Raw genomic sequence first — 18858 nt, 5'->3', positions numbered from 1 at the left:
GCGTGGACGTCGCACGGCTCAAGCAGAGCTGGTCCCTGGTCGCCGCGCACGGCGACCAGGTGCCGCTCTACTTCTATTCGACGCTGTTCCTGGCGCATCCGGAGACCCGGCAGATGTTCCCCACGAACATGGCCGGGCAGCGGGACCGTCTGGTGGCCGCGCTGGGGCATGTGGTGTCCCACGTGGACCAGGTGGACCGGCTGGTCGGGTTCCTGCGGGACCTCGGCGCGGATCACCGGAAGTTCGCGGTGCGCGCCGAGCACTACCCGGCGGTCGGTGAGGCGCTGCTGGCGACGTTGCGGCACTTCTGCGGTGAGGCGTGGACCGAGGAGCTGGCGGCTGACTGGACCGCCGCGTACGGGCTCGTCGCGCAGGTGATGACCGAGGGTGCGCAGGCCGCGGAGTCGAAGTCGCCGCCGTGGTGGGTGGCGGAGGTGCTGACCCACGAGCAGCGCACGTTCGACGTGGCGGTGCTGACCGTACGCCCGCAGTATCTGTTGCCGTTCACGCCCGGCCAGTCGATCGGGGTGTCGCATCCGGCGGTGCGGTCGTGGCGGTACTACTCGCCGGCGAACGCGCCGCGTCCGGACGGCACGGTGGAGCTGCACGTGCGGGCCGCGCCGGGTGGTGTGGTGTCGTCGCGTCTGGTGTACGGGTGCGCGGCCGGTGACCAGATCCACCTGGCGTCGCCGGTGGGCGACCGGTTGACGTTGTGGCAGGCCGGGTCGTCGGATCTGCTGCTGCTGGCCGGTGGGACCGGCTGGGCGCCGGTGAAGGCGCTGGTGGAGCAGGTCGCGGCGGAGGGTTCGGGCCGGCGGGTGGACCTGTACGTGGGTGCCCGTTCGCGGACGGAGTTCTACGACAGCGAGGCGATCGACAAGCTGGCGGCGACGCATCCGTGGCTGCGGGTGTCGTACGTGGCCGGTGCGGATCCGGCCCGGCCGGGCGAGTCGGTGCGCATCGCCGACCGGGTGCTGGCCGACGGGGACTGGCGGTCGCGGCACGTGTACGTGTGCGGCTCGGACGAGATGGTGGGTCATTCGGTGGCGGCGTTGACCGGTGCCGGGTTCCAGCCGGGCCAGGTGCACCACGAGGGTTACGGCAAGCACTGGTACGGCCCGGCGTGGCGGACGATGACGGGGGCTGACGAGTCGGAGGTGAGCCGGTGAGCGCGGGTCCGATCAGCAGTTACGACGCGCAGCAGGTGTCCGGTCCGGTGCAGGTGCGGTTGACCTCGGACCGGGTCCGGCGGTGGGAGTTCGGGTCGGCGGCGTTCACGCGGCGCGGCTACGACCAGACCGATGTGGACCGGTTCCGGTTGCAGGTGGCCGACGAGCTGGATCTGCTGGCGGCGCAGGTGGCGAACCTGCGGGCGGAGAACGAGCGGCTCAACGACCATCTGGAGCTGCACCGGCACGGGGTGATCCCGAGCACGGAGGCGGCGGTGGCGCCGGCGGCGAAGGAGGTCAACCTGTTGTCGGCGGCGCAGCGGGAGGCCGAGCAGATCATCGCGCAGGCCCACGACTATGCCCGCCGGGTCGCCGAGTACGCCCGTACCCAGTACGAGAGTTACATGCGGGCGGCGGCGGAGGAGGCGAAGCGGGAGGCCGAGCGGGCGGTGACGGAGTACCGCAGTACCGCGGGGAGCGGCTTCGACGACTCGGTGGCGACGCGTGAGGCGTTGCGGATCTTCGGCGAGATGATGATTTCGCACATGCAGGCGGCGGCCCGGCACCTCGACGATGGTAGTGAGCAGTTGTCGCGCACGATGGAGCGGATCGCCCGGGAGTTGCCGCAGGGCGGCGGGACCGCGCCGCAGCCGGCGTTGTCGCGGCACCAGCGTTGAGCGGCGTCCCGGCCCGTGTTCACGGCGGGCCGGGACGCGCCGGCGGGTGTCAGGCGGCGACGGCTGCGATCGCGTCGGCGATGGGGGTGTCTCCGCCGACGAGTTCCAGGGTGTGCCCGGCGGTGGCCGGGGCGTACAGCAGGGCGAGCAGCACCCGGGCCACGTCGGCGCGGCTGATCGCGCCGGCTTCGACGTGCCGGGCCAGGGTGATGCGGCCTGCGGGTTCGTCGTCGGTGAGGCGGCCGGGCCGCAGCACCGTCACGTCGAGGTCCCGCGCGGCGACGTCGTCCTCGGCGGCCTTCTTGGCCCGCAGGTACGCCGCCCACACGTCGTCGGTGCCCTCGGCGGGGGCGGTGTCCACGCCCATGGAGGAGACCAGCAGGTAGCGGCGTACCCCGGCTCGTACGGCGGCGTCGGCGAGCAGCACGGCGGCGCCGCGGTCGACGGTGTCCTTGCGGGCGGCGCCGCTGCCGGGTCCGGCGCCGGCGGCGAACACGACAGCGTCGGCGCCGGCCAGGTGGGCGGCGAGGGTGTCGACGTCGGTGTGTTCCAGGTCACACACGACGGGTTCGGCGCCGGCGGCGCGCAGCGCGGCGGCGTGGTCGGGGTTGCGGATCAGTCCGAGCGCGGTGTCTCCGCGTCCGGCCAGTTCCCGCTCCAGCAGTTTGGCGATCTTTCCGTGCCCTCCGGCGATGACGACGCGCATGGGCTCAACCTAGCCCGCCTGGCCGCACCCCGCCGCGCGACCGCCGTACGGGTGGGAGGTGCGGGGTCCGGCGAGGGAGCATGGACGGGTGAGTGAGGCGTTCGAGGAGTTGACGCGGCTGGTGGCCGCCGGTGACGTGGTGGTGCTCAGCGGCGCGGGCCTGTCCACCGAGTCGGGCATCCCGGACTACCGGGGGCCCAGTGGCGCGGCGCGCCGGCACACCCCGATGACGTACCAGGAGTTCACCCGGGATCCGCTGGCCCGGCGGCGGTACTGGGCGCGCAGCCACCTGGGCTGGCAGACCATCGCCCGGGCGGCGCCCAACGACGGGCACCGGGCGGTGGCCCGGCTGCAGGACGCCGGGCTGCTCGGCGGGATCATCACCCAGAACGTCGACGGGCTGCACACCGCCGCCGGCGCCACCGGCGTGATCGAGCTGCACGGCCGCCTCGACGAGGTGACGTGCCTGGACTGCGGTAACGCCACCGGCCGCGACGAGCTGCACCGGCGCCTGTCGGAGGCGAACCCGGGCTTCGACGCGCGGGTGGCGCGTGTCAACCCCGACGGCGACGTGGACCTGCCCGACGACGCGGTGACCGGGTTCCGCACCGTCGACTGCGGGGTCTGCGGCGCCGGCATGCTGAAACCGGACGTGGTGTTCTTCGGTGAGACGGTCCCCGCCCCGCGGGTCGCGGACTGTTTCGCGCTCGTCGAGCGGGCCCGGGCGCTGCTGGTGCTCGGGTCGTCGTTGACGGTGATGTCGGGGCGGCGGTTCGTGCTGCGGGCGGCCCGCCACGGCATCCCGGTGGCGATCGTCAACCAGGGCGTCACCCGCGGCGACGGGTACGCGGCGCTGCGCCTGGACGCGCCGCTGGGCGCGACGCTGTGCGCGCTGGCCGACCGGGTGGCGGCGGCGCCGGCGCCGGTGTGATCAACCCCCGGGACATGAGCCGGAAACACGCCCGCTGGTAGCGTTGGGGGTGCCGGTACCACCCACGTGGGAGAGACCGTCGATCCGACGGCGCCGAAGGGGCAGATTCTCCCCGGAACCTCTCAGGCAAAAGGACCACGTGGGCAGGCGCTGTGGAGCGCGTCAGCGCGACTCAGGGGGAGGCCGACCCGTCGACCTCGCCCCACCAAGGAGCGCAGCGCATGACCGCAGAGCAGTTCGCCGACCGGCACATCGGTCCCGGCCGCGACGACGAGCGCCGGATGCTGGACACCGTCGGTTACGGCTCCGTCGACGAGCTGATGGACGCCGCGATCCCCGAGGTGATCCGCTGGCACGGCACCCTGGACCTGCCCGCCCCGGCCAGTGAGCGGGAGGCTGTCGCCGAGCTGCGCGCCCTGGCCGCCCGCAACACCGTCGCCGTGTCCATGATCGGCCTGGGTTACCACGGCACGCACACCCCGGCGGTGATCCGCCGCAACGTGCTGGAGAACCCCGCCTGGTACACCGCGTACACGCCGTACCAGCCGGAGATCAGCCAGGGCCGGCTGGAGGCGCTGCTGAACTTCCAGACCATGGTCACCGACCTGACCGCCCTGGCCACCGCGAACGCCTCGATGCTCGACGAGGGCACCGCCGCGGCCGAGGCGATGACGCTCGCGCGCCGCGCGTCCAAGAGCAAGAGCCCGGTGTACGTGGTCGACGCCGACGCGTTGCCGCAGACCGTCGCGGTGATCGCCAGCCGCGCCGAGCCGCTCGGCATCGAGGTGCGCGTGGTCGACGTCGAGCGTGACGAGCTGCCGGCGGAGTTCTTCGGCCTGCACCTGCAGTACCCGGGCGCCTCCGGCGCGGTCCGCGACCACCGGGCGCTTGTCGACGCGGCGCACGGCGTGGGCGCGCTGGTGACGGTCGCCGCGGATCTGCTGGCGTTGACGCTGCTGCGCCCGCCGGGCGAGATCGGCGCCGACATCGCCGCCGGCACCACCCAGCGGTTCGGCGTACCGATGGGCTTCGGTGGGCCGCACGCCGGTTACCTGGCGGTGCGCTCAGGCCTGGAGCGGATGCTGCCCGGCCGCCTCGTCGGGGTGTCCCGCGACGCCGACGGCAACCCGGCGTACCGGCTGGCGTTGCAGACCCGTGAGCAGCACATCCGCCGGGAGAAGGCGACCAGCAACATCTGCACCGCCCAGGTGCTCCTCGCGGTGATGGCCGGCATGTACGCCGTCTATCACGGCCCGGACGGGCTGCGCGCCATCGCCCGGCGTACCCACGAGGCGGCGGCGCGGCTCGCGGCCGGGCTGCGCGCCGGGGGCGTGCAGGTCGCGGAGGTCGCGTTCTTCGACACCGTCACCGCGACCGTGCCGGGCCGGGCCGCCGAGGTGGTCGCAGCCGCCGCGGCGCGCAACGTGAACCTGCGGCTGGTCGACGCCGACCGGGTCGGCGTCTCCTGCGACGAGACCACCACGCCCGCGCACCTGCAGGCGGTGTGGGGGGCGTTCGGCGTCGACGGGTTCGACGGCGACACCGACGCGGCCCTGCCCGACGGGCTGGCCCGCACGTCGGACTTCCTCACCCACCCGGTGTTCCACAGCCACCACTCGGAGACGGCGATGCTGCGCTACCTGCGCCGCCTGGCCGACTTCGACTACGCGCTGGACCGCGGCATGATCCCGCTGGGGTCGTGCACGATGAAGCTCAACGCCACCACCGAGATGGAACCGATCACCTGGCCGGAGTTCGCGCACCTGCACCCGTTCGCGCCGGACGAGCAGACCGCCGGGTACCGGGAGCTGATCGCGCAGCTGGAGGGCTGGCTGGCCGAGGTGACCGGCTACGACGCGGTCAGCGTGCAACCGAACGCCGGGTCGCAGGGTGAGCTGGCCGGGCTGCTGGCGATCCGCGGCTACCACCGGGAGCGCGGCGAGGGCCACCGCGACGTGTGCCTGATCCCGTCGTCGGCGCACGGCACGAACGCCGCGTCCGCCGTGATGGCCGGCATGCGGGTCGTGGTGGTCGGCTGCGACGCCGACGGCAACGTCGACCTGGTCGACCTCGACGCGAAGATCGACAAGCACCGGGACGCGCTCGCCGCGATCATGGTGACGTACCCGTCGACGCACGGCGTGTACGAGACCGGCATCGCCCAGCTGTGCGCGAAGGTCCACGACGCCGGCGGTCAGGTGTACGTCGACGGCGCGAACCTCAACGCGCTGGTCGGGTTCGCCAAGCCGGGCCGGTTCGGGGCGGACGTGTCGCACCTGAACCTGCACAAGACGTTCTGCATCCCGCACGGCGGCGGCGGCCCGGGTGTGGGCCCGGTGGCGGTGCGCTCGCACCTGGCGCCGTTCCTGCCCGGCGACCCGCTCGGCGCGCGCGCCGACGGGCGGCCGGCGATCTCGGCGGCGAACCACGGGTCGGCGGGGATCCTGCCGATCCCGTGGGCGTACCTGCGGATGATGGGCGCCGACGGGCTGGCCCGCGCGACCGGCGTGGCGGTCCTGGCGGCGAACTACGTCGCGGCGCGGCTGCGGTCGCATTTCCCGGTGCTGTACGCCGGCAACAAGGGCCTGGTCGCGCACGAGTGCATCCTGGACCTGCGTCCGTTGACCAAGGCCACCGGCGTGACCGTGGACGACGTGGCGAAGCGGCTGATCGACTACGGCTTCCACGCGCCGACGATGTCGTTCCCGGTGGCCGGGACGCTGATGGTGGAGCCGACCGAGAGCGAGGACCTGGCCGAGCTGGACCGCTTCTGCGACGCGATGATCGCGATTCGGGCGGAGATCGACAAGGTCGGCTCGGGGGAGTGGCCGGCGGGGGACAATCCGCTGTCCAACGCGCCGCACACCGCGGCGATGGTGTCGGCCGACGAGTGGCCGCACCCGTACCCGCGGTCGATGGGCGCCTACCCGGCGGGTGTTGACCGGGCGGGCCGGTACTGGCCTCCGGTGCGGCGCATCGACGGCGCGTACGGCGACCGGAACCTGGTCTGCTCGTGCCCCGCGCCGGAGGCGTTCGAGGACTGAGCGGCTGACGCCGGGGCGGTGGGCTCTCGCCGCCCCGGCCGGTGCGCCGGACGGTCATGACCGGCGCGTACGCTCACTGACGCTGCGTGATCGCTCAGGCGACGAGGGCGTGGCGGGCCGGACCCCGGTGCGGGGCGATGGTGCGCCCGTCGGGGAGCAGCTCACCGGTGTCCTCGAAGACGATGACACCGTTGCAGAGCAGGCTCCAGCCCTGCTCAGGGAAGCAGGCGAGTACGCGGGCGGCCTCGCGGTCGGTCGCGTCGGCGGAGGGGCAGGTGGGCTGGTGCTGACACATCGGGTTCTCCGGACTGTGGGGGCACTGTGTCATGGTTCACATGACCAGTGACGCACAGTACCAAGGAAAAGTGAGCGGCAACGAGCAAGGATGCGTCTTGTTCACCCAGAATGGGCTGAACGGATGACCCGTAACGGCCCGGACGTCGTGGAAGCGCTCCCACAGGTGGAGGTCGATGCTCCCGGCGCCCCGCCCGGATGCCGCCGCCGGCTCGTCGAGACCGCCCGGCTGCACTGGTCCGTCGGCGACGGCGGCGACCCCGCCGACCTGGCACAACGCTTCCTCGCCGCACACGGCATCGACCGCGGCGACCTCACCCGGCCCGGCCGCCACGACTCCGACGCCGGAGTGTGCGGCGCCGCGCTGTACCTGTCCGCCGCCGCCGGCGCGTACACCCTCGGCGTGTCGCCCGGCGCGCCCAGCCCCGCACCGGCGCTGCCCGACCTGGTCGTGGTCGTCTACCACCACACCGACCGCCCCACGGCGCCCCCGCCGCCGGCCCCGGCCCCGTGGCGGCTCGGACCCTGGCAGGACAGCTGGACCCCGGCCGCGCACGCCGCCGCCGTCGCCGCGGTCCGCGACGCCATCGCCCGCGGCGACGTCTACCAGGTCAACATCGTCGGCCACGCCGCCGCCGGCTACACCGGCGACCCGCTGCCCGCGCTGGCCCGCCTCGCCGCGCTACCCGGCGCCCGCTACGGCGGCACCCTGCACGGCCCCGGCTGGGCCCTCGGCTGCGCCTCCCCGGAAACCCTCATCGCCGTCGAACACGGCCGGCTGGTCACCCGCCCCATCAAGGGCACCCGCCCGGCCACCCCCGCCGGACGCCGCGACCTGCTCACCTCGGCCAAGGAACGCGCCGAACACGTCATGATCGTCGACCTGGAACGCAACGACCTGGCCCGCGTCGCCCGCACCGGCTCGGTACGCGTCGACGAGCTGTTCGCCGTACGCCGCTGGTGTGACCTGTGGCAGGCCGAGTCGACGGTGTCGGCGGCGCCCGCCGACGGCCTCGGCCTGGCCGACCTGCTGCGCGCGGTCTGCCCCGGCGGGTCGGTCACCGGCGCGCCCAAACACGCCGCCCTGGCCCACATCGCCGCGCTGGAGCCGGTCGGCCGCGGCGCGAGCATGGGGGCGCTCGGCTGGGTCGGACCCGACCGCCTCGACCTGGGCCTGACCATCCGCACCGCCGCCGCCGACGGGAACCTGCTGCACCTGTGGGCCGGGGGAGGCATCACCTGGGACAGCGACCCCGCCGCGGAGGTCGCCGAGGCCGCCGCCAAGGCCGCCCCGATCCGCGCCCTGCTCGCCGGCTGACGGGTCGCCCGGCGGCCCGGCCTTCTCGCGGCGGCCCGGCCTTCTCGCGGCGGCTCCGCGGGCCGGTAGCGGCCGTGCGCGGCGCCTCGGGCTACGCGGGCGGTGGCGGCCGTGCGCGGCGGCTCAGCCGGCGGCGGCGAACTCGTCGAGGGCGGCGACGACCCGCTCGCCGATGCCGTGCCCGCCGCCGTGACCGCCGGACTCCACGATCTCCAGCCGCGCGTCCGGCCAGCCCCGGGTCAGCAGCCACGCGATGTCCGGCGGCCCGCTGACGTCCAGCCGGCCCTGCACCAGCACCCCCGGAATGCCCGCCAGGCGGCCCGCGTCGCGCAGCACCTGCCCGTCCGGCTGGAAACCCCGGTTCGCGAAGTAGTGCGTCACCAGCCGGGCGAACCCGTACCGGAACACCGGATCGTCGAACCGGGGATCCGGCGCGAACCCACCGGCGAGCGACACGTGCACGTCCTCCCACTCGCACCAGTCCCGCGCCGCCTGCTCCCGCACCGCCGGGTCCGGGTCGTTCACCAGCCGCGCGTACGCCGCCGACAGGTCACCGTCACGGTCGGCCTCGGGCACCCCGCCACGGAACCGCGCCCACTCCTGCGGGAACACCCGGCCCATGTCCCGGGTCACCCACTCGATCTCCCGGTTCGTGTTGGCGACCACGCTGAACAGCACCAGCGCGCTGACCCGCCCCGGGTGCCGCTGCGCGTACGCCAGCGCCAGCGACGACCCCCACGACGCGCCGCACAGCAGCCACCTGTCGATCCCCAGATGCGCGCGCAGCAGCTCCATGTCGGCCAGCAGATGCCCGGTGGTGTTCACCGACAGGTCAGTGGACGGATCCGACGCCGGGGGAGCGCTGCGCTCACAACCACGCTGGTCGAACAACACGATCCGGTACGCGGCCGGATCGAACAGCCGCCGCCACGACGCGCCCGCCCCCGAACCGGGCCCACCGTGCACCACCAGCGCCGCCCGCCCGTCCGGATTGCCGCACGTCTCCCAGTACACGCGCTGCCCGTCCCCGACATCCAGCATCCCGTGCGCGTACGGCTCGATCGGCGGATACATACGGCGGCCTCCCTGCGACAGTGTCCGCACACCCTACGAGCCCCACCGCCCCGGCGGGTGCCCCCCGCGCAGCGGTAAGCAACGGATAGCCTTCCGGACATGACTATGCGCCCCATCCGGATCATCGGCGACCCCGTGCTGCGCACCCCCAGCGAACCCGTCACCAGCTTCGACGCCGAACTGCGCGCCCTCGTCACCGACCTGATGGACACGCTGCTCGGCGCACCCGGCCGCGCCGGCGTCGCCGCACCCCAGATCGGCGTCAACGCCCAGGTGTTCGTCTACGACGCCGACGGCCACCGCGGCCACATGATCAACCCCACGCTGGAGGTGTCCGACGAACTCCAGGACGACGAGGAGGGCTGCCTGTCCATCCCCGGCCTGTACTTCCCGACCCCCCGCGCGCTGCACGCCACCGCCCACGGCTACGACCAGCACGGCGAGCCGCTCACCGTCACCGGCAGCGGCTTCCTCGCCCGCGCCCTGCAACACGAGACCGACCACCTGCGCGGACGCCTCTACGTCGACACCCTGCGCGGCGACACCCGCCGCCGGGCCCTGCGCGAGATCCGCGCCGGCCGGTTCGACTCACCCAGCCGCGGCCGCTGACGTCAACGCGCACTCGGTGAACCCGGCCACCCGGGAGAACCCCAACCGCTCGTACAACCGCACCGCCGCCGCGTTGTCCGCCCGCACGTTCAACGTCACATGATCCACAGACGCGCGCAGCCGGGCACACAACGCCGCCACCACACCCGCACCCAGACCACGACCCCGCACGTCCGGATGCGTCGTCACGTTCCCCAGCGCCGCCACCCGCCAACGCGGCGAGAACACGTGCACCCCCGCCACCGCCACCAGCCGGCCGTGCTCCCGCACCCCCACGTACTGGCCCGTCTCCAGCATCCGCGCATCGAACCAGTTCCCCGGATACGCCACCGCGTACAACGCGGCCAGCTCCGCCGCGTCCGCCGGCCCCAACGGCTCACCCACCGCCGGCACCGCCGCCAGCCGCCCCGGATCCGTCAACGCCATCCGGTGATGCGCCGCCGCCTCCGACACCACGAACCAGCGGCCCAGCGTCGCCTCCAGACCGGGGGACAGGTGCGCCCACATCCGCGCCGGCAACACCGGCGCCGCCTCCGTCAGCAACCCGGCCATCTCCGCCACCCGCTCCGGCGCCGCGAACGCCAGCAACGTCGGCAACTCCACCCCGTGATACAGCAACACCACCTGGTCGCCACGCCGGAACCACGACGTGTACGGCCAGAAGAAATCGTCCAGATCACCCAACTGGTACGCGTGCAACACCGGATCCCGGCCCAGCAGACCCGCCAGCACCGCCCGGTCGTGCTCCGCCCGCACCGCCACCGCGATCAGCCCGCCGTCCACTGGTCGTAACCCAACCGGGCCACCAGCGCCAGCACCACCACCAGCAGCACCACCCGCACGAACCCGGCGCCCCGCCGCAACGCCATCCGCGCGCCCACAGCCGCCCCCACCACGTTGCACACCGCCATCGCCGCGCCCAACGCCCACCAGACGTGCCCGGTCAACCCGAACACCACAAGCGCGCCCAGGTTCGTGCCCGCGTTCACGACCTTCGCCATCGCCGAGGCATGCACGAAATCCGAACCCAGAATCGCGGTGAACGCCAGCACCAGGAACGTGCCGGTACCCGGCCCGATCAACCCGTCGTACAGAGCGATACCCAGACCGGCCACCGCCACCGCCACCACCACCCGCGCGGGGGTCCGCCGCTGCGGCGACGCCACCACACCAAGCGACGGCCGCGCCAGCACGAACACCGCCACCGCCACCAGCACCACGAGCACCACCGGCCGGTACGCGCTACCCGGCACCGCACCCGCCAACGCCGCACCCAACCCCGCCGTCAGCACCGCCAACCCGGCCGCCGAACCCGCCACCGCCCAGTCCAGCTTCGTGCGCCGCGCGTACGTCACCGCCGCCGTCGACGTACCGAAGATCGCCGCCAGCTTGTTCGTGCCCAACGCCGTCGCCACCGGCACACCCGGCGCCGCCACCAGCAACGCCGGCAACAACAACAGACCGCCGCCACCCACCACCGCGTCCACCCACCCCGCCAGAAGGGCAGCGGTCAGCAACGTCGTCAACGACAGGGCATCCACCGACGCATTCTGCCCACGCCGCCACCAGCGACGAGACCACCTGTGGCCAGCCTCACCGCCCCCGGCGACGCCGCAACCACACCCCGACCGACCCCACCGCCACGAACACCAGCATCGAACAGCACAGCAGTTTCAGCACCCAGCAAGACTCCCACGACGACGTAGGGTGTCCAGGTGCGCCTGGCCACCTTCAACCTGCTGCACGGCCGATCCCTCACCGACGGGCTCGTCGACCCCGACCGGCTCACCGCCGCCGTCACCGACCTCGACGCCGACGTCCTCGCCCTCCAGGAAGTCGACCGCGACCAGACCCGCAGCGGCAAACTCGACCTCACCGCCGTGGCCGCCCGCGCCCTGCACGCCGACCACCACCGCTTCGCCGCCGCCGTCGTCGGCACCCCCGGCGAACAGTTCCGCCCCCTCACCCACGACGACGACGGCCACGGCGAACCCCTCTACGGCATCGGCCTCATCAGCCGCCACCCCGTCCGCTCCTGGCAGGTCACCCGCCTGCGCGCTGCCCCCGTCCGCTCACCCATCTACGCACCCGGCCCCGGCGGCGGACTCGTCCTGCTCCGCGACGAACCCCGCGTCGTGCTCGCCGCCGTCCTCGACACCCCCCACGGCCCCCTCACCGTCGCCGCCACCCACCTGTCCTTCGTCCCCGGCTGGAACATCTGGCAACTACGCCGCGTCGTGCGCGTCCTGCGCACCCTGCCCGCACCCCGGATCCTGCTCGGCGACCTCAACCTGCCCGCCGGACCCGCCGCCGCGCTCACCCGCTGGCAGCCCCTGGCCCGCCGCCCCACCTACCCGGCCGGGCAACCCCGCGTCCAGCTCGACCACATCCTCGCCGACCGGCACGGGCTCGACCGGCTGCCGGCCGTCACCGCCGTCCACACCCCGCTGGCGACCATCTCCGACCACCGGCCCCTCGTCGTCGACCTCGGCTGACGCTCAGCCCAGACCGCTCTGCCGCCGCGCCGCCTCCACCGCGTTGCGGAACAACATCGCCACCGTCGTCGGACCCACCCCGCCCACACGCGGCGTGATCGCCCCCGCCACCTCGGCACACGACTCGTCCACGTCCGGCAGCAGCCGCCGCCCCTCGTACCGCACCCCGCCACCGACCACCACCGCACCCGGACGCACATGCTCCGGCCGCACGATCCCCGGCACCCCCGCCGCCGCGATCAGGATCTCCGCCCGCCGCGTGTACCGCGGCCAGTCCGCCACCCCCGTGTGCACCACAGTCACCGCCGCGTTCGCCGTCGGCCGCTTCTGCGCCAGCAACATCGCCAGCGGCCGACCCAACGTCGCACCCCGGCCCAGGATCACCACCTCCCGGCCCGCCACCGGCACACCGTGGAACGCCAGCAACGCCTCGATCCCCGCCGGCGTACACGGCAACGGACCCGGCAACCCCAACGCCAGCCAGCCCATGTTCACCGGATGCATCCCGTCCACGTCCTTGTCCGGATCCAGCACCGCCAACGCCCGGTCGTAGTCCAGGTGACCCGGAATCGGATACTGCACCAGCACCCCGTGCACCGTCTTGTCCGCGTTGAAATCCGCCAGCACCGCATGCAGATCCGCCTGCGACGCCGACGCCGGCAGATGCACGTGCGGCGACACGAACCCCAGCTCCGCCGCCTGACGCTGCTTGATCCGGATATAACCCGCGCTCGCGTCGTCGTCACCCACCAGCACCGTCGCCAGCGCCGGCGTCACCCCCGCCGCACGCAGCTCCGCCACCGACGCGGCGACCTCCGACAACACCTGCTCCGCCACCGGGGCACCCGGCAACAACCGCGCAGAAGACATACGACACCTCGCCCGCGGAGGCCCAGGCGGTCGACCCCCGCGACGAGCTCCCCGATGGTTCACCCATCCCCGTGCCGCCAGTCGCGTTCCCCTCAGCCTGCCACAGCCTCCACCGCCACCGCATCCACCACCGACTGCCACCCCGGCAACGCCGCCAGCAAACCGTCCGCCCGCCGCCGCCGGTCCGCCGCCGACGCCACCCCCAGATCAGCCAGCACCGCCCCGAACGCCCGCTCCCACTCCGGCGCCACCACGCCCGACACCACATGACACCGCGCCCACGTCACCAGCACCCAGAACATCGCCTCCCGATGCCGGCCCGCCTCGATCAGCTCAGCCGCACCGTCGAACACCACCGGACGCCCCGCAGCGCCCAGATCCGCCCCGAACGCGAACCCCTCCCGCGGCAACCGCGACACCTCGTCGAACACCACCGCCAACCCGGCCAGATGCTCCCGCACCCGCGCCGCGTCCACACCCACCCCGCCGCCGTCGAGCGTGTCCAGCAGGCCCGCGTACCGATCCGCGAACCCGAACCGCGACAGCACCCGCTCCGCCCGCACGTACCGCCGCCGCACCGTCGGATCCGCCAGACCCGCCACCGCCGGCCACACCGCCAGCAACGACGTCGGAAACACCCACGCCAGCACCTGCTCCGCCACCGGCGCCGAACCGCCCACCGCCCGCAACCCGGCCTCGATGCGCCGCCGCACCCCCGCGCACCGCTCCCGCACCCACACCGGATCCGCGAACCCCGCCGCCACCCGCTCCCGCACTGCGGCCAGCCGCCCCGACGGATCCGCGATCACCCCATCGGTACGGAACATCGGCGCGAACACCCACGACCCCAGCACGTCCTCCGGGCCACCCAACTCCTCCCACGTGACAGTGCTGACCTCCAGCAGCACCCCCCGGTGCACGAACTTGCCCACCTTCACACCGGGCTCCCGGCGTACCAGCAGCACGTCCACGTCCGACCACACCGGCAGCACCGCGTCGTCCGGCAACCCCACAGTCGACCCGCTGAACAACGCCCCCTCGATCGACGGGTCGACGCGCATCCGCTCCCGCACCCACCCGACAGCCACCGCCCGCGCCGCACCCACCCGCATCTCGCCGATCCTGCCAGCGCGCCACCCCACACGCCGCCCGCCGCACGACACTCACCGCCGCGGCGCCAGCCCCGACAACGCCCGGTTGGTACGGTTCGCCGCCACCGCCGCCCGCTGCTGACCCGCCGTCACCTCGATGTACGTCTGCGACGACGCCAACGACGCGTGCCCCAGCAACCGCATGATCTCCGCCGCGCTCGCCCCGTCCTCCGCCAACCGCGTCGCGAACGTGTGCCGCAACGCGTGCAACCGCGCACCCCGAGGCACCCGGTCACCGATGCCCGACCGCCGGTAACACGACTCCACCAGGTACTGCAGACCACCCCGCCGCAACGCCTCACCCTGACGATCCACCAGGAACGGCGCGTCCGGCCGCACACTGCGCGACCCGAACCGGAGCCGCCGGCTGTCCAGATAACCCGCAAGCACCCGGTCCACACCGTCCTCGATCGGCACCGTACGCGGCCGCCCGCCCTTGCCCGCCACGTCCACCCGCCGCTCACCGTCGCGCCCGGCCACCGACGACACCCGCAGCGCCAGCAGCTCCGACAGCCGCAACCCCGCGCACAACGCCAGCGCCAGCACCGCCAGGTCGCGCTCCGGCCACGGATCACGCTGCCGGCCCTCCGCCCGGGCCACCGCCGCCAGCAACTCCTCCGGGGTGTCCTCGCCCCGCAGCGGCTTGGGCCGGGGGAGCGGCGTACGGGGCCGCCCCACCGCCGGCATCGGATTCCCCGGTACGACACCCTCGGCGACCAGGAACGTGAAGAAGCTGTTCCACGTCGACCAGGCACGATGGACCGACGCGGCGGCACGGGGAGCGGCGAACCGCGCGAACGCCGCGCGCATCACCTTGGGGGAGAGGGTGCTGACCGGTAGGCGCAGGGGAGAGGCGTCACCGGCCGCCGCCACCAGCTCGGCCACAGTGGTCAGATCCCGCCGGTACGCGGCCAGGGTGTGGGGGGAGGGCTTACGGGTGGCCCGGGCGGTCAGGAACTCCTCAATAAGAGCGCCTACCGTTCCGTCCGGTTTGTCATGCATAAGGGATATTATGCATGATTCTCGCGTTCCCGTCAGGAGGCGCATCAGGGGAGCGCGGGCGATCAAAGCCATGATCAACTCCATCTCGCCGAGATGGCGGTAATCCCAGTGCTCCGATGCAGCCACATCGGCGAACTGGCGGCGGCTCCGGCGATCATGAGGTTGGCCGGGAGTGCCGTCTAATTTGTCGCCGCCAACTTCATGATCGGCGGACGGTGGGTGGAGCGAGGTGGGATCCGGCGGGGGATGCGCGGGTCGCCTGGTGGGTGGGCCGGCCCGATGATTGGTGCCTGGGCGCAACGGCGGCGACATCGTGTCCGGAGGTGCGAGCCGGCTCGCGGCGAGCTTGCTGCCGCTGCCAGCGCTCGCCAGGTGGAGCACGCGGTCCCGCAGCACGACAGGGGGTGACTGCTTGACCCTCCGGCACCCCGAAGGCCCGCAAAAGCGGTCACCTGCCTCGCGCGGGCGCTCGGGGAGCTCCCACCTCAGCGATACTTGACATAATGTGCATTATCGAACCGGGTGGGCCACGTCGAACCCACGGGCCGGAAAGCAAGGGTCGCTAGAGTATGGCCTGCTTTCCGGGCATGACAACCGATCCGCCGTTTTCCAGTTCCCCGCTACCTGGCCACTTAGCCTGGAACCGCAGTTCCGGGCGGTCGTCAGGAGCGTTCTCGATGGACAACCGGCACGATCACGCCGAGCAGAGGAACCCACGCCCCGAGTCCTGGAAGGTCCGGTCCCCCCATCGGATCTTCAGCAAGGCCCGCACCGCGCCCTCGCCCCTGCCGATCCCGAAACCAGCGCCCTGGCTCGTCCTCGGAATCGTCAGCACGGTGGCGCTGCTCCTGGCACTCGACCGCCTAGCTCGGTCCGGCGCCGTCCCGACCGGTCAGAGCGACTGGGAGTTGCTGGAGCCATTCCGTCTCCTCCTGATCGGTGTAGCTCGTGCCTTCGACCGGTCCACTGAGCTGTGGCGACGGATCGGGATACTGTTCCTGTTCCTGGCGGCCTTCGTCGCGTGGCGCAACTTCCGCCGTGAGTGGCTCGCACACCGTCCAGGGGCGGTCGACGTGCGTGACTTCGAGAACGCCGCGGACGCGAACGACACCGGCCGGGCGGCGTACCTGAAGAGCCGGTTCTGCCGTCAACTCGCCACCACCAGCATCTATCCGCCGTACGCGGGCCCGACGACCCTCCCGGCGCAGAACTTCCTCGATGTCCTCGGCGAGGAGCCGGGAACGTTCACGAACCCGTTGGCGGTCCTGCCGAAGTTCATGGCGCGGCTCTGGCCCCGGACGGGTTACATGATCAGGGCGACTCTCCAGGAGCGGAAGCAGGAGCCCTGTTACGGCGTCTCGGTCACGGTCACGTCGTTCGCTGGTGCCACAGGCAGCGCGACGACTACCGAGTGGGGCATGACCTGGGAAGACGCCACGTGTAAGGCGGCCTACTGGACGATGGCCAAGATTCTGCCGGTGACTCGCCTGGCTGATGAGGCACCGTGGCGGACGTGGCGACTCCGCGACCTGCCGACCGGGCTGTTCGAGGCGTACAACGAGGCCAAGAAGCGGCACGACGAGCGGCGTCTCGACGACGCGCTCTGGTGGTATCGGGAAGCTCTTCGCCTGGACCCCTTCAACTCCGACATCCGCATGATGGTGGCCAGCGTTCAGGAAGACCTGGGTCTGTTCCTCGCCGCCCTGGACACGTACCACGGGGCACTCTGCCTCGGTGAGTTGGAGAGCCGCTACACCGCCTCGCTCTGGACCCGCAGACGGGACCGGTGGAGGCACCCCTTCCGCTACCCCATCTCGATGCTGTGGGCCATCCGCCGTCGCCGGGAGCTCATCCGCCTGCGCTACCAGTACGCGAAGACTCTGGCGTATTCGGAACGCACAGCGGAGGACTGGTTCGCCGTCGATGCCGTCGGAGAGCGGAAGGTTCTCCGCGACCAGATCAAGGATCGGTTGATCGCGGTCTTCGTGGGGCGGTACTGGCCGTTGTTTTCTTCCTTTCGCGATGCGGCGGACCGTGCCGAGGCGCAACAGCAGGTCAAGGAGATGCTCGGTGCCCCGGCCACCGCTCGGGTGCTGCTCAACCTGGCCGCGCTCCAGGAGTTTCACCGGTTGCACGAGGACGCAGCCCTGGCGTGGTTGGTCCGCGGAACCCGCTCCGAGGTGACCAGAGGCCTGCTTCGCTTCGCGCGAGACGTGTGGGCGCCGCTCCGGCTCGCCCGCGCCGTACACGACTTGGCCCAGGACCAGCTGACGGTTGCCGGCGTCGAGGTCGGCTGGTTTGCCGAGCAGAAGCTGATGGCGATGCGGAACCTGCGACGCTGGTGGCCGCGACGGCTGTACCGGCGAGTCGAGACGATGGTGCGGAGCTGGCCTGTCCAGCCGGAGTCGCTTCGCGACGCCGTCATCCGCGCACAGCGTCGTCATCGGCTCGGCCCGGGGCGTCTGGGCTACCTGGACTACTACCAGGCGGCGGCTGCATACGCCTACGGGCTGTACGGCTATCTCCCCGTTCCCCCACCGAGTCCGGCGGCAGGTGTCGCTCCCGCTCCTCCCGGCGAACTCGGTGACGACCAGCGCCAACGCTTGCTGACCGAGTACGCGGTGATCGAACTCCAGGCCGTGCTGGCCAGCGCTGGCAGCAAGGTCGCCGGGCAGGTCTCGCTCCAGGCCACCACGCAGACCGGTGTGGCCTCACGGCTGCGCAGTTGGATCGCCAGCAGTGACCCGGACTTCGGTCGCCTCCGCGGCAGTGACGACTTTCGGTTCCTTCAACTGGACCTGGACCAGCCGATGCGATCGGTCCTGCGGCGCCCCGAGAACGTCACCCGTATTCGGATCGCCGCGTATGTCAAGAAGCTGCTTCACGACGGGGCGGCGCTGCTGGAGCGAAACTGGCACCAGCGTTGTGAGCCGCCGTGGCGGGCGGATGTCCACGACCTGATCAAGTGGCTCGAGCTGGATGATCGGACATGGCGGCTGCTGGCGAGGATGGCGGAGGACCGCGCTTGGTACTGGCTGCACCGGGCGCAGTTCTGCCGGCTCGTCACCGAGGCGGTGGAGCTCGTGCACGTCGCGGATCTTCGATTCCCGCCACCTGTGCCGGTGTTCGACGAGTTGGTCATCGAGAAGCCGGACGGCCTGGAGTCGCTGTCTCGACGCGACCAATCCGTCGAAGCCCGGGTGGCTGAGCTGACCCGGCACGTGGACGAGGTCGTCCAGCAGGTCGGCCGGGTGACCGCGACGCTGAGCGCTGCCACCGCTGAGGTCGGCCTGGCGACCTTGAGGCGGGTCGACGCGGAAGGAGAGAGGCCGGGCGTCGAGCGCCTGCGCGCGGTCTGCGGCCGGCGTGCCGCGCACTGGCAGCAGGTAGTCGACATCCTGTCTGATGATCGGCTGCGGGTCGAATTCGTCGACCCGGTGAACATTCAACTTGAGCCCTGAAGGGACGTGCCCGCGCATCCTTGTCGTGGGGCCCTCCGCCGGGCCTCTCCCCTGTGC

The 18858-nt window shown here is 72.5% G+C and carries 16 protein-coding genes and 2 riboswitches; of the genes, 8 read left to right on the top strand and 8 right to left on the bottom strand.

Features of this window, described 5'->3' with window-relative positions:
- The first annotated feature begins 2 nt into the window (after nt 1-2).
- Nucleotides 3-1169 carry a globin domain-containing protein gene (locus FB454_RS21795; RefSeq protein WP_013286368.1) on the top strand — a complete coding sequence of 389 codons (1167 nt, stop codon included), beginning with the start codon at nt 3-5 and terminating at the stop codon, nt 1167-1169.
- Entirely contained in the window at nt 1166-1846 is a 681-nt protein-coding gene (locus FB454_RS21790; RefSeq protein WP_013286367.1) for a DivIVA domain-containing protein, read from the top strand. Before FB454_RS21795 ends, FB454_RS21790 begins: the two co-directional genes overlap by 4 nt.
- A 49-nt stretch (nt 1847-1895) precedes the next feature.
- Here the strand turns inward: FB454_RS21790 and FB454_RS21785 are convergent, their stop codons facing one another.
- Nucleotides 1896-2552, bottom strand: coding sequence for an NAD(P)H-binding protein (locus FB454_RS21785; protein WP_013286366.1), 657 nt, complete (start codon nt 2550-2552; stop codon nt 1896-1898).
- A gap of 88 nt (nt 2553-2640) precedes the next feature.
- Here FB454_RS21785 and FB454_RS21780 point away from each other — a divergent pair, with 88 nt between their 5' ends.
- Both FB454_RS21780 and gcvP read left to right on the top strand, forming a co-directional pair.
- Complete coding sequence (locus FB454_RS21780) at nt 2641-3483, top strand: NAD-dependent protein deacetylase (protein ID WP_145823377.1); 843 nt, start codon at nt 2641-2643, stop codon at nt 3481-3483.
- Between the two features lie 57 nt (nt 3484-3540).
- Nucleotides 3541-3631, top strand: a riboswitch (glycine riboswitch).
- A 73-nt stretch (nt 3632-3704) separates the two neighbouring features.
- Complete coding sequence (gene gcvP, locus FB454_RS21775) at nt 3705-6527, top strand: aminomethyl-transferring glycine dehydrogenase (protein WP_013286364.1); 2823 nt, start codon at nt 3705-3707, stop codon at nt 6525-6527.
- A gap of 94 nt (nt 6528-6621) precedes the next feature.
- Here gcvP and FB454_RS21770 read toward each other — a convergent pair whose 3' ends face one another.
- Nucleotides 6622-6822 (bottom strand): DUF5999 family protein, encoded by a 201-nt coding sequence (locus FB454_RS21770; RefSeq protein ID WP_013286363.1) that lies wholly within the window; start codon nt 6820-6822, stop codon nt 6622-6624.
- Between the two features lie 123 nt (nt 6823-6945).
- On the opposite strand from FB454_RS21770, the gene FB454_RS21765 reads away from it, so the two are divergent.
- Nucleotides 6946-8139 (top strand): chorismate-binding protein, encoded by a 1194-nt coding sequence (locus tag FB454_RS21765; RefSeq protein WP_013286362.1) that lies wholly within the window; start codon nt 6946-6948, stop codon nt 8137-8139.
- Nucleotides 8140-8262: 123 nt separating this feature from the next.
- Here FB454_RS21765 and pip read toward each other — a convergent pair whose 3' ends face one another.
- Nucleotides 8263-9213 carry a prolyl aminopeptidase gene (gene pip / locus FB454_RS21760; RefSeq protein ID WP_013286361.1) on the bottom strand — a complete coding sequence of 317 codons (951 nt, stop codon included), beginning with the start codon at nt 9211-9213 and terminating at the stop codon, nt 8263-8265.
- 99 nt (nt 9214-9312) lie between these two features.
- On the opposite strand from pip, the gene def reads away from it, so the two are divergent.
- Entirely contained in the window at nt 9313-9822 is a 510-nt protein-coding gene (gene def, locus FB454_RS21755; RefSeq protein WP_030272226.1) for a peptide deformylase, read from the top strand.
- Here the strand turns inward: def and FB454_RS21750 are convergent.
- Together FB454_RS21750 and FB454_RS21745 are read right to left on the bottom strand one after the other, a co-directional pair.
- Entirely contained in the window at nt 9802-10605 is an 804-nt protein-coding gene (locus tag FB454_RS21750; RefSeq protein ID WP_013286359.1) for a GNAT family N-acetyltransferase, read from the bottom strand. The two genes, def and FB454_RS21750, sit on opposite strands and share 21 nt — an antisense overlap.
- Nucleotides 10590-11363 (bottom strand): sulfite exporter TauE/SafE family protein, encoded by a 774-nt coding sequence (locus tag FB454_RS21745; protein ID WP_174361713.1) that lies wholly within the window; start codon nt 11361-11363, stop codon nt 10590-10592. Before FB454_RS21745 ends, FB454_RS21750 begins: the two co-directional genes overlap by 16 nt.
- 174 nt (nt 11364-11537) lie before the next feature.
- On the opposite strand from FB454_RS21745, the gene FB454_RS21740 reads away from it, so the two are divergent.
- Complete coding sequence (locus FB454_RS21740; protein WP_013476774.1) at nt 11538-12317, top strand: endonuclease/exonuclease/phosphatase family protein; 780 nt, start codon at nt 11538-11540, stop codon at nt 12315-12317.
- Nucleotides 12318-12320: 3 nt separating this feature from the next.
- Here FB454_RS21740 and FB454_RS21735 read toward each other — a convergent pair whose 3' ends face one another.
- The 3 genes from FB454_RS21735 to FB454_RS21725 all read right to left on the bottom strand — a co-directional run bounded on the left by FB454_RS21735 (nt 12321) and on the right by FB454_RS21725 (nt 15340).
- Nucleotides 12321-13187, bottom strand: coding sequence for a bifunctional 5,10-methylenetetrahydrofolate dehydrogenase/5,10-methenyltetrahydrofolate cyclohydrolase (locus FB454_RS21735; protein WP_013286356.1), 867 nt, complete (start codon nt 13185-13187; stop codon nt 12321-12323).
- A 13-nt stretch (nt 13188-13200) separates the two neighbouring features.
- Nucleotides 13201-13282: riboswitch (ZMP/ZTP riboswitch) on the bottom strand.
- The gene (locus FB454_RS21730) at nt 13280-14299 is read right to left on the bottom strand and encodes a hypothetical protein (protein WP_013286355.1); all 1020 of its coding nucleotides are present in this window, start codon (nt 14297-14299) and stop codon (nt 13280-13282) included. It overlaps the preceding riboswitch by 3 nt.
- Nucleotides 14300-14350: 51 nt before the next feature.
- Nucleotides 14351-15340 (bottom strand): tyrosine-type recombinase/integrase, encoded by a 990-nt coding sequence (locus FB454_RS21725; protein ID WP_041799035.1) that lies wholly within the window; start codon nt 15338-15340, stop codon nt 14351-14353.
- Between the two features lie 677 nt (nt 15341-16017).
- Between FB454_RS21725 and FB454_RS21720 the strand changes: the two genes are divergently transcribed.
- Nucleotides 16018-18801 carry a hypothetical protein gene (locus tag FB454_RS21720; RefSeq protein WP_145823376.1) on the top strand — a complete coding sequence of 928 codons (2784 nt, stop codon included), beginning with the start codon at nt 16018-16020 and terminating at the stop codon, nt 18799-18801.
- The last annotated feature ends 57 nt before the right edge of the window (nt 18802-18858 follow it).

It is taken from the genome of Micromonospora sp. CNZ297 (assembly GCF_007827625.1).
This window is presented reverse-complemented; position numbering and strand designations above follow the sequence as displayed.

What these genes read in the sequence shown, in the direction of transcription:
- FB454_RS21730 (WP_013286355.1), bottom strand. Translation starts at nt 14,299, where the DNA reads ATGCGGGTGGGTGCGGCGCGGGCGGTGGCTGTCGGGTGGGTGCGGGAG.
- FB454_RS21720 (WP_145823376.1), top strand. Translation starts at nt 16,018, where the DNA reads ATGGACAACCGGCACGATCACGCCGAGCAGAGGAACCCACGCCCCGAG.
- def (WP_030272226.1), top strand. Translation starts at nt 9,313, where the DNA reads ATGACTATGCGCCCCATCCGGATCATCGGCGACCCCGTGCTGCGCACC.
- FB454_RS21725 (WP_041799035.1), bottom strand. Translation starts at nt 15,340, where the DNA reads ATGCATGACAAACCGGACGGAACGGTAGGCGCTCTTATTGAGGAGTTC.
- FB454_RS21735 (WP_013286356.1), bottom strand. Translation starts at nt 13,187, where the DNA reads ATGTCTTCTGCGCGGTTGTTGCCGGGTGCCCCGGTGGCGGAGCAGGTG.
- gcvP (WP_013286364.1), top strand. Translation starts at nt 3,705, where the DNA reads ATGACCGCAGAGCAGTTCGCCGACCGGCACATCGGTCCCGGCCGCGAC.
- FB454_RS21785 (WP_013286366.1), bottom strand. Translation starts at nt 2,552, where the DNA reads ATGCGCGTCGTCATCGCCGGAGGGCACGGAAAGATCGCCAAACTGCTG.
- FB454_RS21765 (WP_013286362.1), top strand. Translation starts at nt 6,946, where the DNA reads ATGACCCGTAACGGCCCGGACGTCGTGGAAGCGCTCCCACAGGTGGAG.
- pip (WP_013286361.1), bottom strand. Translation starts at nt 9,213, where the DNA reads ATGTATCCGCCGATCGAGCCGTACGCGCACGGGATGCTGGATGTCGGG.
- FB454_RS21770 (WP_013286363.1), bottom strand. Translation starts at nt 6,822, where the DNA reads ATGTGTCAGCACCAGCCCACCTGCCCCTCCGCCGACGCGACCGACCGC.